Origin of the sequence: Bacillus sp. CFBP9009 (assembly GCF_036541465.1) — a bacterium.
In the GTDB taxonomy this organism is placed as follows: domain Bacteria; phylum Bacillota; class Bacilli; order Bacillales; family DSM-1321; genus Peribacillus.
This window is the reverse complement of the sequence record NZ_JAZHFU010000003.1, coordinates 363,400-379,302: the sequence shown is the minus strand read 5'-3', so window position 1 is coordinate 379,302 and position 15,903 is coordinate 363,400. Positions and strand designations below refer to the sequence as shown.

The following is a 15,903-nucleotide window of genomic DNA, read 5'->3' as shown; positions in this document are numbered from 1 at the left end:
TATCGAATTCTTACCTGTAAAGCAATTCACATGCTTATTTTCCTGCTATTAGTCAAAATTATGCGGCCTATAATGAAGCCAACCGCTTTCACTGCCCTTTTGGCTGCTTGCCTTGCTGCAGCTCACGCAGGCTTAAGCCAAATGTCATTTGTAAATGCGGATAATCCTTGAACCCTGCCCAATCCCCTCCCCAATCGAAACCTAACCCTTTAGCGATGGTTACGACTTCCATCCAATCTGACTTTCCATTATCGTTGCCGTCATAACTCATGTCCCAAATGGCCTCGCCTTGTTTGTTAAGGAGGGCAAAATCTATCGCCAAACCAAAATTATGCAGCGACTCGCCACCTCTTGCATTCGTTACGATGTTGCCCGAGTCTGATCTGCCCTTTTCATAGAGCTCATTTTGCTCGGCTAAAGACCGGAACCCCGCCGTAATGATAACCGGGATGCCTTTGTCATTAGCCAATTGAATGAGCTCGTCTTTTTTTTCGGCGACGATCGGATTCAGCTCGTCAGTCAGTTCGATTTCATCCAGATCAGGAGGAAGCATATACTTGAACAAAAGCCCCAGTAACAATCCAAAAAAGCCCAATACCAAACATGTCCTTACCCAAGTGGCTTTCACTGAAAAATCCTTCCTTTACGAATAACTGTCTGAAAGTGAAAAACTCAACCAAAGACGGATGAGTTTCTTCTATTATAACTTTGCTTTCAATTCTTCAATTTGCAATAAATGCCGTTTTTCATGTAGTCCCACGAACGGGATCCATTGCTTCAAGCTTAAATCTTTAAACAAAGGATGTGGAAAAGACTTTTGTTCGAGATCAATTTCCTTTGCATGGTCAACGACCTGTACAAAAGCTTTTCGGGATTCGGACAACTTTTCCTTAACCTCACTCAAAGTTTGGTATGATTCTGACGGAATGACAAATGGCGGGGCCTGGACCTTCACTTCACGATTTAAAGTAAGCTCGATCGGTTTATCCACAGCAGGAACGCTATCGTCGCTTTTCAATTTATCGGATATGCTCTTTGTTATGGCCCTCTCCATTAAATATAAATGATCCAATACCTGGATGATGCTCCATCGTCCTGTTTCAGGATGGGCGTTCAGCTGTTCATCCGATAGTCCGTTGACCGCATTTAAAAGCTCTTCCCTGATTTTTTCATTTTCATTCATTTTTAGCATCTCCTCTTATAAGCCTCGCTAATCTCCTTTAATTATTCCATGTCCTATAGGAAAGTGTAAAATAATAATACTTTTTGACAGAAACGAACCGATTAAAAGTTGTCTATTTTTTGAAAAGCTCTATGATAGTCATTAAGGTAAAATTCAAATGACTTTCAAAATTCATCATGGATAGTCTAAATAGGAGTGATCGCTATGAGTGGAGGACATATTCCATTCAGCCATAAAGGCCGCAGTGCCATGCATGCAATACCCTCAAAAGGAAGCATATGGTTGATGCTCAAACAAATGTTCAATCGGGTACCATCCAAATGGAAGTTTTGCACTTTGACTTTATGTATCATGCTTTTCATTTCATTGCTTGAGTTCTCCATCCCCCAGTTGACGCAGTTTACTATTGATAAAGTCATTCCCGAAAAAAGATATGATTTGTTAATCTGGATTGGCACAGGAATTCTTTGTGCTAGCATCTTATTGGCTTTACTGAACTACTTTAACAGCTATATCGTTTCCAAGGTCGGTCAAAAGGCTATTATGGATATACGGAATAGCATGTATGACCATATTCAAACACTGGATATGAAATTCTTTGACAAAAACCGTACTGGTGACTTAATGTCCCGGTTGACCAATGATGTCAACTTACTGCAGCAGCTCATTTCTTCGAGCATGCTTCAAGTCTTGACAGACACGGTGACTTTCATTGCCGTGGCGGTATATATGCTTTTCATTAACTGGAAGCTGACCATTGTCCTTCTTTTTACATTCCCTTTCATGTTCTATATCACAAGGGTATTCGGGAAACGCATCAGGATGTCATTTAGGTCTGTGCAAAGTTCCGCAGGAGATGTCAGCAACCAGTTACAGGATTCCATTTCAGGAATGCGGCTCATTCAATCTTTTACAAATGAAGAATTCGAATCAAGGCGGTTTGCCGAGCGTAATCAGGAAAATATGGCTGCGAACGTTAAGTCCGTTCGGCTACGTTCCATGTTCGGTCCGATTATTGATTTATTGAACAATATCGGTCTTGTAGCAGTCATTGTGTTCGGTGCTTGGCAAGTGATGGAAGGTGAATTCACAATGGGATTAATCGTGGCCTTCCTCGCCTATTTGAGGTTACTGCAGAGTCCCGTTCGTAATTTTAGCCGGGTCATCAGCATTGTCCAGCAATCAGCTGCCGCCTTTGAGCGGATAACTGAAATATTGGAAACACAACCTGAAATAAGTGACAAGGGAAATGCCATTGAACTCCCTTCCATAAAAAAGCAAATTGAATTTCAATGTGTTGATTTTTCTTATGATGAGAGTGTTCCTGTACTCAGCAATTTAAACCTGACCATGAAAGCTGGTCAAGTAACCGCTCTGGTCGGCTCCTCTGGTGCAGGAAAATCGACCATCACGAGCCTTTTGATCCGATTTTATGATCCGCAAGATGGAACAATTAAAATGGATGGCCATGATATCAAAAATGTATCACTGAAATCATTAAGGGGACAAATGGGAGTTGTCTCCCAGGATATCATTTTATTCAACGGTTCCATCCGTGATAACATCGTGTATGGAAAACTTGATGCTACAGATGATGAAATCATCGAATCCGCCAAAGCGGCAAATGCGCATGACTTTATCAGTGCCTTTCCTGATGGTTATGATTCTCAAATTGGAGAGCGCGGAGTCAAGCTTTCAGGCGGACAAAAACAGCGCATTGCCATTGCCAGGGCACTTTTGAAAAATCCGCAAATCATCATTCTCGATGAAGCAACGGCGGCCTTGGATACAGAATCCGAACATTTGATACAAGAAGCTTTGTCACGTTTATTGATAAACCGGACTTCAATAGTCATTGCACATCGTTTATCGACCATTCATAATGCCGATCAAATAATCGTTCTGGAAAATGGGCAGGTTCACGAAAAAGGAACACATGAACAGTTATTGCAAAACAACGGCAGATACAAGCAGCTCCATGACTTGCAGTTCCCTCAACTAAAAGCCATATTAAATCCCTAGCAAATAAAAATGCACAGAATGCCTTTCTGTGCATTTTTGCTTTCATTTGAAATCATAACTTTCCAAAACCCGATTCGCAATGAGCTGATACCCTTTTTCATTCGGATGTAACTTATCACTGAAATACTCTGTTTTCTTTTTACCTTCAAAAAGATCATTCGTAGGAATGAATAACATCCTTTTGTCTTTATCCGCTATTCCCTTTATTGACTGGTTATAATCGCGAATATGCTTTTCAAGTTTTTGATTTCCTTTAATTGGGTTATATAGTCCCACTACCAGAATATCCGCATTATCGTTTGCCTTTATCAGTGTTGACGTAATCTTTTTCAGATGGCTGATATACTCCCGTTTACCCTCATTGATTTTTCGATCACTGATTTTCTCCAAGTCCCCGCCGTTACTATTGATCAAATCATTCGTTCCGATATAAACGATGAAAGTATCGGCTTCATCAAGTTTCGTTTTAATGCGGTAATCATCAAGCTGTTTCATCACCCCATCCGTTTCCTGGCCTTTTATACCGTAATTCCAAAAACTCACCTTTTGCTCCGATTCCGGATTATTCAATTCATCCTCCAGGCCTTCTATATATCCTTCCCCGTCCTTATCCCCTTTTCCATAGGTTAACGAATCTCCAAAAGCCATCACCCTTTGCACATCTTCCGACTCCGAGGCCTGAAATTCATATGCAGCAAAACATATAACCAGTACTATAATCAAAAAAACTGACAATTTTTTCATTTGGTTCTCCTCTGTCTTTTTACTAGAAGTATTTAATCCTTTACATACCCCAAAAACCTGCAGACTTAACATAAAAAAGAATTGTCAGATAAAGAGTAAAGAGTGTATGATAATAAAAAACTTTCAATGGATTGGGTGTCATTCACCGTCCCTTAAACAAAAAACGGGATTAACCTTCATTCTGGAGATTGAATAAATGATAGTTAGGAGTTTAAATCATGAAAGAGCACATAGAGTTTAGAGAGGCAGAACTATCTGATCTACCCAGAATTGTAGAAATATATAATTCGACAATTGCTTCAAGAATGGTCACGGCGGATACGGAACCTGTATCCGTCCAATCGAGGGTTAAATGGTTTGAGGAACATCATTCAGAAAGTAGACCGCTATATATCATTACTATAGAAGGGAAAACTGCTGGATGGATGAGCTTTCAATCCTTCTATGGCCGACCGGCATATAATTCCACTGCCGAAATCAGCATTTATATTGATGATTATTTCCGGGGAAAAGGAATCGGACAAATTTCGATTCAAAAGGCAATTGAATTGAGTCCAAAAATAGGTATTAAGACTTTATTGGGTTTCATTTTCGCCCACAATATTCCGAGCCTTAAGCTTTTTTCCAAATTCGGGTTTGAAGAATGGGCACATTTACCTCAAGTTGCCGAGCTGGATGGCATTGAGCGGGATTTGATCATTCTTGGTAAACGTGTCGATATTTAATATAATTCTTTAGAGCTATTGCCTTGAGCAGTAGCTTTTTCAAATTAATACAGGTCGAATTGGCTAATTTAAAAATACCTATATGCTTTTTGGAGGGAAAAATATTCAGACTCTCTTTTACTTGCTAACGCATTTAATAGCGTATCCAATTCTTGACTGGCTTGAACAGTTAGCAGACTTGTTAAGCCGTAACTTGCTGCCAATTTGATCATTTCCTGTCTCTTTTCTTCTACCCTTTCTATAGTTACCTTACGGCAAGGCATTATATGCCACCTCCCATTTATTCAATTTTTTTACACTTTCATCATAATGAAACTACTAGTTAAAATCAACTATTTTTCAGAAATAAAATGTGTTATTTTAAAGGTCAAATGTGACAAAACACCTACTTTATTCTTTAATTATGTATATTTTATGTCATTTCCTATTAAACGCAAAAAAGCATCCACTAGTGTAGACTGTGAATGCTTACATCATATCCCTTATCCGAGAACCCAAAATATAGTCCATCGCTTACTATGTCATCCATTCAGAAGGTGACTCGTTATTAGGTCTATTTATAACAATCTTATATTCATCTTCAAGCACTTTTAATGGGGCATCATATAGGTGCCTTTCATCAGAGGTTTTGTATACTCCATTGGCCAATAGCTCTTCAATGAGCTTTGCCTTCCTCTGTTCAATCCTCTTAAATAATTCTGCCATGTAAATGGCTCCTTTCCTAGTCATCCTAGAGCCTGCTTCTAGTTAGCTAACTTTATCAACTTATTTGATTTTCACCAAATTATATATACCTTTTCTATTATGTCACTAAACGTTATTTCCCAAAAATAAAAGCCCCTTCTAATTCAAGAAGAGGCTGACAGTATCCGTGCGGCTCTTCTTATCTTCCAAGCATATGCTTGTTGGATTTAGCACAGTTCCCAAAACGGGTCCGCTGCCGAGGTTTCTTTGGGCCAAGTCCCTCCACCTCTCTGGATAAGAATTCGATATATAAATGTTGTAGAAATGATTCTATCCTAATAATCATCAAAAGTCAATTACCTGGTTCTCCCTTTTTTCCTGGACATAAAGTGCTCCCTCTTCAAATACGGGTTGCATTTTCTTGTCTTTCTGATATGATGTCAGTAATTACATACAATTCACACCACTAGGGGAGTCTTTTTTTAAGACTGAGATGGAAATAGTTCCGGACCCTTTGAACCTGAACCGGCTCATACCGGCGGAGGGAAGTGGATGATATCGTCCATTTACAGACTATATCCATCTACCCCGTTCCGTATTCAGGAACGGGGTTTTTCATTATCAAGGGGAACCATTCTAAAGGAGGATGAACAATGGAGAATATTAAAACAGAAACATTCAGTGATAGACTTCATGCACGGGCAAAAGAGATTTGGAAAAGGAACCATTCACATCCCTTTGTCCAGGCAATTGGAAACGGCACGCTTTCTGAAAAGAAATTTGCCTATTACCTGAAGCAGGACTATATCTATCTCATGGATTATTCCAAGCTCTTTGCTTTAGGTGTCATCAAAGCTCATAACATCGAAACCATGGCAAAGTTTGCGAGTATTTTAAATGAAACCCTTCAAGTGGAAATGGATATCCATCGGCAGTATGCTTCCGAATTCGGGATCAGTTCCAGGGAATTGGAAGATACAGAACCTACTCCCACCACTCTAGCCTATACAGGTTACATGCTAAATGCAGCTCAGCATGGGACTTTGGCAGACTTGATCGCTTGTCTCCTGCCCTGCGCTTGGGATTATTATGAAATCGGTTTGCTATTAAAAGAACAAAATGGAGCAGCATTGGAAAACAATCGCTACGCAGATTGGATAAGGTCCTATTCATCACCTGAATTCGGGGAAGCACACAAGTGGCTGATCGCATTGTTGGAAGAATTGACGGAAGGCATGCCAGAAAAGGAACTTCTTAGATTAGAAAAGCACTTTTTGGTTACTTCCCGATATGAATATTTATTCTGGGATATGGTTCAAAATGAGCAGGATTGGCCGCTGTAGGTCGCAGACATGATGATGAATCCTATCAAGAAACTGACGTTGACTGCCATGATCACGGCTATAACGACGCTGACCAGTTCATTTATTTTCATCCCTGCAGGATTTGCAAAGGTCTTTCCTATTCAGCATCTGGCGAATGTTCTCACGGCCGTTCTATTGGGGCCTGCTTATGCTGTGACACAAGCTTTTTTAGTTTCCATCATTAGAAACATGTCAGGTACCGGTTCAATATTCGCCTTTCCCGGCAGCATGATCGGTGCACTTTTGGCTGCCATCCTTTATCGAAAAACACAAAGCTTAAAATTCGCTTGTTTAGGTGAAGTGATCGGGACCGGCATTCTCGGTTCCCTGGCCTGTTATCCACTTGCCATCCTCCTATTGGGAGAAAAAGCTGCTCTTTTTGGTTTTTTACCGGCTTTTATGCTCAGTTCATTCGCAGGTGCGATTTTAGCTTTCATATTACTTAAAATACTTCTAAAAAATAATTATATGAAGGGGTTTTTTTATGAAAACAGCATTAACCATCGCCGGCTCTGATTCAGGGGGCGGTGCTGGAATACAAGCGGATTTAAAAACATTTTCTGCACATGGGGTCTTTGGAATGTCTGCCATAACAGCCGTAACCGCACAAAATACAATGGAAGTCCGTTCAGTACAGCCAATTGAAACAGCTATCATATCGGACCAAATTGCAGCTATATTTGAAGATATTCCTGTCGATGCAGTAAAAATAGGCATGCTTGGATCAAAAGAAATCGTGGAAACAGTCGCTGCGTCCCTTAAAACCTTCATGCCTGCCATCGTTATCCTTGATCCTGTCATGATTTCCAAAAGCGGCCACCATTTGCTCGACGAAAAGGCTGTCTCCGCCTTAAAAATGGATTTGCTTCCGCTTGCAAGACTTGTAACACCAAATGTACCGGAAGCGGAAGTACTTACTGGCTTGTCGATTCGGACGAAACAAGATTTCTACAGGGCATGCATTTCGATACAAGAAATGGGTCCCAAAGCCGTTTTACTTAAAGGCGGCCATGCAGCAGGAAATCCAAATGACCTTTTTTATGATGGGACTGACTTCCACTGGATCAAGGGAGAGCGCATTCATACAAAAAACACTCATGGTACGGGCTGTACCCTATCATCCGCCATTACATCAAACCTGGCAAATGGACTGCCATTGCAAGAGTCGATCGAACAGGCCAAGACTTATATTTCTGAGGCGATACGTAATAGTTTTTCAATCGGTAAAGGTCATGGACCTGTCCATCATTTTCATTCATATTCAAAAAAAGAACGGAGTGACTTAATATGAAGGTTTCCGCAGCCGATTTATTCGTGAAGGTAAAAGAAAGAAAACCACTCGTTCACCAAATCACCAACTTTGTTACGGTCAACGACTGTGCAAATGCCACCCTTGCCATCGGTGGTTCACCAGTGATGACATCGAGCCCAAGAGAAGTGGCGGATATGGTCAAATTAGCGGATGCATTGGTCCTGAATTTCGGTACGATCGATGATAAAGCCTTGGAAGCAATGGAGATTGCCGGTAAGACGGCAAATGACCTCGATATCCCGGTCATTTTGGACCCGGTGGGAGTTGGTGCCACCACCTATCGTACAGAGCAAGTGAAAGAGCTCCTAAGTAAGGTTACTTTCCAAATCATTCGCGGAAATGCAAGTGAGATCCTTTCATTGATTGGTGGGGATACCGTTACTCGCGGGGTGGATTCGGAGGAGCTTGCGGTTAGCAATGCAGAACTGGCTGCTCGAGCGGCAAATAAATTGAATTGCATCGTCGTGGTCAGCGGAGCGAAGGATGCGGTCAGCGATGGAAAACATACGTCCATCATCGATAACGGGAACCTCCTATTAACTAATGTTACTGGTACCGGTTGCATGTCCACTGCTCTTATCGGCACTTTTTCCGGAGTCACCGATGATTTCTATTCTGCGGCGATTGCCGGTATCTCAACCATGAGCATTTCAGGGGAACTAGCTGCGGCAAACCTTCAAAAAGATGAAGGAACAGGAACGTTTCGTGTGCGATTAATCGATGCAATATCAAGAATGGATAAGGAAATCTGGATGCATGAGGTGAAAATAAATGAAGAAGTCCCAAATTGATTTAAGCCTGTATTTAGTTACGGAAGAGTCCCTGCCAATAGAAGAATTGACCAAAATCATTGCAGAATCGGTTTCAGGAGGAGTCTCGATCGTACAGCTTAGAGAGAAAAACAATTCCTCCCTCTCCTTTTATAATAAAGCTTCTGCATTAAAACAGTTATTGAACGAGCTGTCCATTCCCCTTATCATCAATGACCGGGTGGATATAGCACTTGCTGTTGCAGCGGATGGAATTCATATTGGGCAAGATGACCTTCCACTGCCTGTCGTCAAAAAAATGGTTCCTGAAGATATGATTGTCGGTGTATCTGTCTCCACTCTTGAAGAGGCTCTAGAAGCCGAACGAAATGGAGCAGATTATATCGGAGTCGGTTCCGTTTTCCCTACAAAGACCAAACAAGATGCAACCTTAATGGCAATTGGTGATCTGGAGGAAATTTGCCGCAGCGTATCAATTCCCGCCGTAGCCATCGGGGGTATCACGGCCGATAACATTTCCGCCCTTTCTGCTAGCGGGCTGTCCGGTACCGCAGTCGTATCGGCCATCATGAATGCAGAAAGTCCAAAGACTGCCTCCGAATCCCTTTTAAAAATCATAAAAGACTTTAAATAACAAAAGGATGGGGACTGAATACAGTCCCCATCCTTTTGTTTATGTCAAAACGGTATTCTTTGTTTCCTTCCCAAAAGCTACGGCAACTGCCCCCACTAAAATAGCAATTGTAAAAATGGTGAAAATCGATGAAATCGGGGTGCCGGCAGCAACTAAATAGCCTACAAGCAACGGTCCCAGGACACCGCCGATCCTGCCGATTCCTGCGGCTAAACCAGCACCTGTACCACGAACTGCTGTTGGATACTGCTCAGGAGTATACGCATAAAGCGCCCCCCATGCCCCTAGGTTGAAGAAAGATAGGAACATCCCGGAAACTATCAGCAGTGCCAGCCCCTCTGCCGATCCAAAGAAAAAGGCACTGACGGCCGTACCAATTAAGTATGTGATCAAAACGAATTTACGTCCCAACTTCTCTATCAGCCATGCAGCTGAAAAATAGCCCGGAAGCTGTGCAAGGGTCATGATCAATACATATTCAAAGCTTTGAATCATGCTGAACCCTTTTAGGACCATCACGCTTGGCAGCCATAAAAACATCCCATAATAAGAAAATACCACGCAAAACCATAAAACCCACAACACAAGGGTCTGACGGGAGTATTCCTTTTTCCAGACACTTTTCATATTGCTTAATACAGATGGTCTCTGCTTTTTTTCAAGTTCCGTATACTTCGGTGAATCCGGCAGTTTCAAGCGCAGATACAGCGCATATAAAGCGGGTACGGCGCTCAATAACAATGCAACCCGCCAACCATAAGCCGGTATGATGAAATAGGATATGAGTGCTGCCAAAATCCAGCCAACCGCCCAAAAACTTTCAAGAAGGACGACGACCCTTCCCCTTTTACTCGCTTCAACACTTTCAGAGACCAATGTCGAGGCAACCGGAAGTTCTCCTCCAAGTCCCATTCCAATCAAAAATCGCAATATCAAGAACAAGCTGAGTGTACTGACTGCTGCAGACAGGCCACTTGCTATTGAAAACAATAATAATGTAATGATAAAGACATTCTTCCGTCCGATCCTGTCGGCCATCGCACCAAAGAAAACGGCTCCAACAGCCATTCCTATGGAGTTTATGCTCCCAATCCAGCCAACCTGCTCACTGGTTAAGTTCCAGTCCTGTCTTAAAGCAACTATAATGAAAGAAAGCATACCGACATCAAGTGCATCGAACATCCATCCAAGACCCGCAACACCAAGTAACTTACGCTGCGATATCATTTTCGCATCATTTCCCATATATTCCTCCTGAAGAACTTTAGACCTTCTTGTTATTTTATCCTTATTCATTTTAACTATTAACTTTCATTTTTGCTATAGTAAATACACATGTCATGACAAAAAAATACTTCATTTTTAAAATGATGAAGATTTCTTGGATATTCTGTCGAATGTTATAGATTGAATATTCCCTTTTTTTCATTTATCATAAAAATTGGCATAAATCATAGCGTTAACAATAAGTCATCATGTTTTGCCCAAGATAATCATTTTATTCAGGAGGGTAATTAATGACAAATCTAACGTTAGAAGTAAGTGGAAAGCTGCAAAAATTTTTAACAGGACCAAAAAAGCTCTATATTAATGGTCAGTTTGTAGAAAGTGCTTCAAAAAAAACCTTCTCCACTCCTAATCCTGCTACAGGACAAAAACTTGCCGATGTTTATGAAGCTGATAAAGAAGATATCGACTTAGCCGTCAAAGCTGCACGCAAAGCATTCGATGAAGGTCCTTGGTCAAGGATGAGCGCAGCTGCACGCAGTAGACTTATGTATAAACTAGCAGATTTAATGGAAGAAAATAAAACTGAACTAGCTCAATTGGAAACGTTGGATAATGGGAAACCAATCAATGAAACGACCAATGCCGACATTCCTTTAGCGATAGAACATATGAGATATTTTGCTGGCTGGTCCACCAAGATTGTCGGGCAGACCATTCCGGTAAGCGGAAATTATTTTAACTACACAAAACACGAGGCTGTTGGTGTTGTCGGCCAAATCATCCCATGGAACTTTCCGCTTCTTATGGCGATGTGGAAACTGGGCGCGGCACTTGCTACAGGTTGCACAGTCATATTAAAGCCTGCTGAGCAAACACCGCTTTCCGCTCTTTACCTGGCTGAATTATTGGCTGAAGCCGGTTTCCCTGATGGGGTCGTCAATATCGTTCCCGGTTTTGGTGAAACCGCTGGACAAGCACTTGTCGACCATCCGCAAGTAAATAAAATTGCATTTACCGGTTCGACCGAAGTTGGAAAATTGATCATGCGCTCCGCTTCATATTCATTGAAACGGGTCACATTGGAACTTGGAGGGAAATCGCCAAACATCATCCTGCCTGATGCTGATTTCTCAAAAGCCATCCCTGGAGCTTTGAATGGGGTCATGTTTAACCAAGGTCAGGTATGCTGTGCCGGTTCAAGGGTTTATATTCAAAAGAAACATTATGATAATGTTGTTGCCGATATGGCCAGCCATGCAAAAAACATCAAACAAGGGATAGGTCTGGATCCAAGTACACAAATTGGACCGCTTGTTTCCGAGGAGCAGCAAAACCGGGTAATGGGCTATATTGAAAAAGGGAAAAACGAAGGTGCGGAAGTTCTTGTCGGCGGAAATAAACCGGGTGAACAAGGCTACTTTGTTTCTCCTACTATATTCGCTGGTGTTGAAGAGGATATGACGATTGCTAAAGAAGAGATTTTCGGACCGGTCATAGCGGCAATGCCATTCGAGGATTTAGATGATGTCATTAACCGTGCAAATGCCAGTGAATATGGATTGGCTGCCGGCTTATGGACAAGCGATATAGCCAATGCCCATTATGTTGCAGGAAAACTTCGTGCCGGTACAGTATGGGTGAACTGTTATAACGCGTTCGACGCAGCTTCCCCGTTCGGCGGCTACAAACAATCCGGAATCGGACGTGAAATGGGATCTTATGCACTGGACAACTATTCTGAAGTGAAAAGCGTCTGGATTAATTTGGGCAAGTGATTTTTTGACTATTAAGAAAGAGGGTCTCAAAGAGGCCCTCTTTCTTTAAGTCCATTGATTCACTGTACAGAATCGTTGAATTATTCGATTATTCAAACCTTTTCAATAGTCTTTCCTTCTTTAGTTTTGGTAAAATTCAAGATAGACAAAATAACTGCCGGACTGAGCGAACTTATATTGCAAATGAACTCCTTCGTATACTATTAATTTTCACAATCGGTGTAAAAAGTTTCTTTTTTATATCACAATAAGTACAATTATAAATGTAGAAAATGGAAAAGGAGTTTTAAAATGATGAGTGATTTTCAAACGAATTTAGAAAAATATGCAGAACTTGCCGTAAAAGTCGGCGTAAATATCCAGCAAGACCAAACCTTGGTCGTAAACACAACATTAGAGGGCGCTGACCTTGTGCGTCTCATTGTAAAAAAGGCATACGAGAACGGTGCACGCAATGTCATCGTTAATTGGAATGACGATATCGTTTCACGTACCAAATATGAACTGGCTCCGGACGAGGTGTTCCACGAGTATCCAAAATGGCGCGCAGAAGAAACGATTGAACTTGCAGAAAACGGAGCTGCCTATCTTTCCGTCATCTCCTCCAGCCCTGACTTATTAAAAGGTGTAAAGCCTGAAAGGATTGCCAACTTCCAAAAAGCATCCGGGACTGCACTGAAGAAGTGGCGTCAGTATATGCAATCCGATAAAGTGAGCTGGTCCATAGTTGCCGTCCCTTCAAAGGCTTGGGCTGATAAAGTATTCCCTGAAGAAGCAGAAGGAAAACGTGTTGATCTGCTATGGGAAGCCATTTTCAAAGCAGTTCGTGTTGATGTGAAGGATCCTGTGGAGGCCTGGAAAAAACACGATGATACCCTGCATGAAAAGGTTGATTATTTAAATGATAAGCATTACCAAAAATTGCATTACACGGCTCCTGGAACCGACTTGACAATCGAGTTACCCGACAAACATCTTTGGGTCGGAGCAGGAAGCGTCAACGTACAGGGTCATGAATTCATGGCTAATATGCCAACCGAAGAAGTGTTTACAGTTCCATTGAAAACAGGCGTTAACGGTACGGTTTCCAGTACGAAACCACTTAGTTACGGCGGCAACATCATCAATAATTTTTCCGTGACCTTTAAGGAAGGACGGATCATTGAAGTAAAAGCTGAAGAAGGGGAAGAAATCCTAAAGCAATTGGTTGAAACGGATGAAGGTTCTCACTATCTTGGGGAAGTGGCACTTGTTCCATTCAACTCACCGATTTCCCAATCGAATGTTTTATTCTTCAATACATTATTCGATGAAAATGCATCAAACCATCTTGCTATCGGCAGCTCCTATGCTTTCTGTATTGAAGGCGGAAAAAACATGAGTCCAGAAGAGCTTGCAGAAAATGGACTGAATGAAAGCCTTACACATGTCGATTTCATGATTGGATCGGAGAAAATGAACATCGACGGCATCAAACAGGACGGTACTTCGGAACCTGTCTTCCGTAATGGGGATTGGGCTTTCTAAATAACCGGCATTAAGCGTGATCACTTGAAAACCTTCTAATTATAGCCACGTGATTCCTGTAAAACCAGGGAACATGTGGCTGTTTTTTTCATTCACAATTTAAAAATCACCATTAGGCTTTTAGCTTTTGTCCAGCCAACTGAATGACATGGCATGCCCCTTTATATCATTGGAATATCTTGAACACATCTTTCCATGCCAAATATGTTATACTATTATTAAAGAGGGTGGCTAAATTGAAAAGCAATAAGTATAATACTGGTGAAACAGTAACTATTCAGGATACTAATGAATCAGTAACCATTAATAAATGGGCATATGTAAAAAACATGAAAAGATATTCTTATACCGTTAAAGAACATCCGACTACTTTTTTCTTTGAAGAAGAATTAAAAAAAGCTTAATGACAAGTCACTAAAAACCTACTCAGTCAGAGTGGGATTTTTTTTGCTTTCATTTTTTAGCACAATAAAAAACAGACTCCCATCGAGGAAGTCTGTTCATATAGGTTACGATTTAATTTTAAAATTAAGCTTTTTGAACGTTAGCAGCTTGAGCTCCACGTGCACCTTGCTCAACTTCGAAAGTTACTTTTTGACCTTCGTCTAAAGATTTGAAGCCTTCGCTTTGGATAGCTGAGAAATGTACGAATACATCGTCTCCGTTTTCGCGTTCGATAAATCCAAAACCTTTTTCTGCATTAAACCATTTAACTGTACCTTGTTCCATTGTTGTTGCCTCCTAGTGCATAACACACATTGTATTACTATTTTTAATCATTTGGAAAATAACGAGTATCCTCTTCCACAACCAAAAACAATTCTTTATTAGATTAACATGAATTGATGCAGATAGCAAATTTTCCAGTGATATTTTAAAGTAGGCTTCACATTCTTTTTGCCTTCCTATTTTCTTTATTTATCCAATTTAATGATTCAGATAGTAATTAATGGGTATATCAGAGTAATAAGAAACCGTACGATTTTCACTTAAAGAATTATCAACAAGGAGGTCACTCAATGAAATATTACAAAGTTTCTAATAGCGGTTTTGACAGTAAGGTTATTGTAGCCTATAGCGGGTATGAGGCACTCGGATATTATTTAATGGAAATCGATGATCAACTTGGTTTTGTTGATGATATAGATGTGGAAGAAGTGGATGCTGATGAACGAGTCGAGATTTCCTATACCGGGTATCCCGTTTATAAAACACTTAAGGAGCTATATCAAGAGAAAGGTTTTTGGGAAGTTCCTAATGTTGTCGTGGAAGTCGAATAATGAAAGCTCCCCATATCTTTAGGACAATTCCATTTTACCTCCCAATCAAATCGGTCAAATAGTATTTGGTAATTGCCAGATATTCACGGGTATATGATTTCAATAGTGACACTTTTGGTGTCTTTGCCGGCATTCCTTTCATGTCCAAGCCTTCCCTTTTTGCTATTTCGACTGCCCGGTAGATATGAAAGTCATTACTAACGATCAATCCTGTAGCTGCCGTATCAGGAATGAGTTCTTTTGAGAAAACAATATTTTCCTGAGTTGTTGTAGATTTGTCTTCCATCATAATGCGTGCTTCTTCAATTCCCTGGGCAATTAGTCCCAGTTGCATGGCTTTTGCTTCCGATATTTCTTCTCCCGGTCCTTTGCCGCCAGATACAATGGCCACTGTCTGGTTATTAGCCGATAAATACTCTGCAGCTTTATCAATCCTGTATTGTAAGGATAATGATGGCACCGAACCTTTGACCCTTGCTCCAAGAATAATGAGATAATCGGCATTTTCCGGAATTTGTTGGTGAATGGTTCCTTGAATTTTCATGTGCAAAAAACCAAAATACCCCAGTACTGCAATAATGCTAATTACCAAAATTTCTTTAAAGTTTTTCCCGTTTTTTTCTTTCCTTATATATCATGTTTTCCCACTGACT

The 15,903-nt window shown here is 41.0% G+C and carries 19 protein-coding genes and 2 riboswitches; of the genes, 11 read left to right on the top strand and 8 right to left on the bottom strand.

The features are described from left to right. Positions 1 to 88 precede the first annotated feature (88 nt). Complete coding sequence (locus V3595_RS11175) at positions 89 to 565, bottom strand: M15 family metallopeptidase (RefSeq protein ID WP_485907584.1); 477 nt, start codon at positions 563 to 565, stop codon at positions 89 to 91. A 135-nt stretch (positions 566 to 700) separates the two neighbouring features. Next, positions 701 to 1,183: a DinB family protein gene (locus V3595_RS11170; protein ID WP_485907250.1), complete on the bottom strand. Its 483-nt coding sequence runs from the start codon at positions 1,181 to 1,183 to the stop codon at positions 701 to 703. A 204-nt stretch (positions 1,184 to 1,387) separates the two neighbouring features. On the opposite strand from V3595_RS11170, the gene V3595_RS11165 reads away from it, so the two are divergent. After that, the gene (locus tag V3595_RS11165; RefSeq protein ID WP_485907248.1) at positions 1,388 to 3,205 is read left to right on the top strand and encodes an ABC transporter ATP-binding protein; all 1,818 of its coding nucleotides are present in this window, start codon (positions 1,388 to 1,390) and stop codon (positions 3,203 to 3,205) included. Positions 3,206 to 3,247: 42 nt separating this feature from the next. On the opposite strand, the gene V3595_RS11160 is transcribed toward V3595_RS11165, so the two are convergent. Then, positions 3,248 to 3,949 (bottom strand): GDSL-type esterase/lipase family protein, encoded by a 702-nt coding sequence (locus V3595_RS11160; protein WP_485907247.1) that lies wholly within the window; start codon positions 3,947 to 3,949, stop codon positions 3,248 to 3,250. Between the two features lie 218 nt (positions 3,950 to 4,167). Here V3595_RS11160 and V3595_RS11155 point away from each other — a divergent pair, with 218 nt between their 5' ends. Further along, positions 4,168 to 4,674, top strand: coding sequence for a GNAT family N-acetyltransferase (locus V3595_RS11155; protein ID WP_485907245.1), 507 nt, complete (start codon positions 4,168 to 4,170; stop codon positions 4,672 to 4,674). Positions 4,675 to 4,742: 68 nt separating this feature from the next. Here the strand turns inward: V3595_RS11155 and V3595_RS11150 are convergent, their stop codons facing one another. Together V3595_RS11150 and V3595_RS11145 are read right to left on the bottom strand one after the other, a co-directional pair. Continuing rightward, positions 4,743 to 4,937 carry a Spo0E family sporulation regulatory protein-aspartic acid phosphatase gene (locus tag V3595_RS11150; RefSeq protein WP_485907243.1) on the bottom strand — a complete coding sequence of 65 codons (195 nt, stop codon included), beginning with the start codon at positions 4,935 to 4,937 and terminating at the stop codon, positions 4,743 to 4,745. Between the two features lie 253 nt (positions 4,938 to 5,190). Further along, positions 5,191 to 5,379: a Fur-regulated basic protein FbpA gene (locus V3595_RS11145; RefSeq protein ID WP_034314291.1), complete on the bottom strand. Its 189-nt coding sequence runs from the start codon at positions 5,377 to 5,379 to the stop codon at positions 5,191 to 5,193. A gap of 175 nt (positions 5,380 to 5,554) precedes the next feature. After that, a riboswitch (SAM riboswitch) is annotated at positions 5,555 to 5,659 on the bottom strand. Positions 5,660 to 5,816: 157 nt separating this feature from the next. Further along, a riboswitch (TPP riboswitch) is annotated at positions 5,817 to 5,922 on the top strand. Positions 5,923 to 6,011: 89 nt separating this feature from the next. On the opposite strand from V3595_RS11145, the gene tenA reads away from it, so the two are divergent. Genes tenA through thiE form a run of 5 tightly spaced genes read left to right on the top strand, consistent with a single transcriptional unit; the run spans position 6,012 to position 9,438 of the window. Next, positions 6,012 to 6,701, top strand: coding sequence for a thiaminase II (tenA, locus tag V3595_RS11140; protein WP_485907241.1), 690 nt, complete (start codon positions 6,012 to 6,014; stop codon positions 6,699 to 6,701). A gap of 15 nt (positions 6,702 to 6,716) precedes the next feature. Beyond that, complete coding sequence (gene thiW, locus V3595_RS11135) at positions 6,717 to 7,238, top strand: energy coupling factor transporter S component ThiW (RefSeq protein WP_063232144.1); 522 nt, start codon at positions 6,717 to 6,719, stop codon at positions 7,236 to 7,238. Then, positions 7,207 to 8,013, top strand: coding sequence for a bifunctional hydroxymethylpyrimidine kinase/phosphomethylpyrimidine kinase (gene thiD, locus V3595_RS11130; RefSeq protein ID WP_485907240.1), 807 nt, complete (start codon positions 7,207 to 7,209; stop codon positions 8,011 to 8,013). The genes thiW and thiD overlap by 32 nt, the downstream gene beginning before the upstream one ends. Next, the gene (gene thiM / locus V3595_RS11125; RefSeq protein ID WP_485907239.1) at positions 8,010 to 8,825 is read left to right on the top strand and encodes a hydroxyethylthiazole kinase; all 816 of its coding nucleotides are present in this window, start codon (positions 8,010 to 8,012) and stop codon (positions 8,823 to 8,825) included. Before thiD ends, thiM begins: the two co-directional genes overlap by 4 nt. Further along, positions 8,806 to 9,438, top strand: a complete 633-nt coding sequence (gene thiE / locus V3595_RS11120) for a thiamine phosphate synthase (protein WP_485907237.1) — start codon at positions 8,806 to 8,808, stop codon at positions 9,436 to 9,438. Before thiM ends, thiE begins: the two co-directional genes overlap by 20 nt. Positions 9,439 to 9,477: 39 nt before the next feature. Here the strand turns inward: thiE and V3595_RS11115 are convergent, their stop codons facing one another. Continuing rightward, positions 9,478 to 10,683 (bottom strand): MFS transporter, encoded by a 1,206-nt coding sequence (locus V3595_RS11115; RefSeq protein ID WP_485907235.1) that lies wholly within the window; start codon positions 10,681 to 10,683, stop codon positions 9,478 to 9,480. A 272-nt stretch (positions 10,684 to 10,955) separates the two neighbouring features. Here V3595_RS11115 and V3595_RS11110 point away from each other — a divergent pair, with 272 nt between their 5' ends. The 3 genes from V3595_RS11110 (at position 10,956) to V3595_RS11100 (ending at position 14,374) form a co-directional block, all read left to right on the top strand. Then, positions 10,956 to 12,443, top strand: a complete 1,488-nt coding sequence (locus tag V3595_RS11110; protein WP_485907233.1) for an aldehyde dehydrogenase family protein — start codon at positions 10,956 to 10,958, stop codon at positions 12,441 to 12,443. A 294-nt stretch (positions 12,444 to 12,737) separates the two neighbouring features. Then, positions 12,738 to 13,970, top strand: a complete 1,233-nt coding sequence (locus tag V3595_RS11105; protein WP_249596490.1) for an aminopeptidase — start codon at positions 12,738 to 12,740, stop codon at positions 13,968 to 13,970. A 236-nt stretch (positions 13,971 to 14,206) separates the two neighbouring features. Next, positions 14,207 to 14,374, top strand: coding sequence for a hypothetical protein (locus V3595_RS11100; protein ID WP_164855016.1), 168 nt, complete (start codon positions 14,207 to 14,209; stop codon positions 14,372 to 14,374). A gap of 124 nt (positions 14,375 to 14,498) precedes the next feature. Here the strand turns inward: V3595_RS11100 and cspC are convergent, their stop codons facing one another. After that, positions 14,499 to 14,699 carry a cold shock protein CspC gene (gene cspC, locus V3595_RS11095; RefSeq protein ID WP_034314312.1) on the bottom strand — a complete coding sequence of 67 codons (201 nt, stop codon included), beginning with the start codon at positions 14,697 to 14,699 and terminating at the stop codon, positions 14,499 to 14,501. A gap of 290 nt (positions 14,700 to 14,989) precedes the next feature. Between cspC and V3595_RS11090 the strand changes: the two genes are divergently transcribed. Beyond that, positions 14,990 to 15,250 (top strand): hypothetical protein, encoded by a 261-nt coding sequence (locus tag V3595_RS11090; protein ID WP_485907231.1) that lies wholly within the window; start codon positions 14,990 to 14,992, stop codon positions 15,248 to 15,250. A 34-nt stretch (positions 15,251 to 15,284) separates the two neighbouring features. On the opposite strand, the gene V3595_RS11085 is transcribed toward V3595_RS11090, so the two are convergent. Beyond that, positions 15,285 to 15,842: a YdcF family protein gene (locus tag V3595_RS11085; protein WP_485907229.1), complete on the bottom strand. Its 558-nt coding sequence runs from the start codon at positions 15,840 to 15,842 to the stop codon at positions 15,285 to 15,287. Between the last annotated feature and the right edge of the window lie 61 nt (positions 15,843 to 15,903).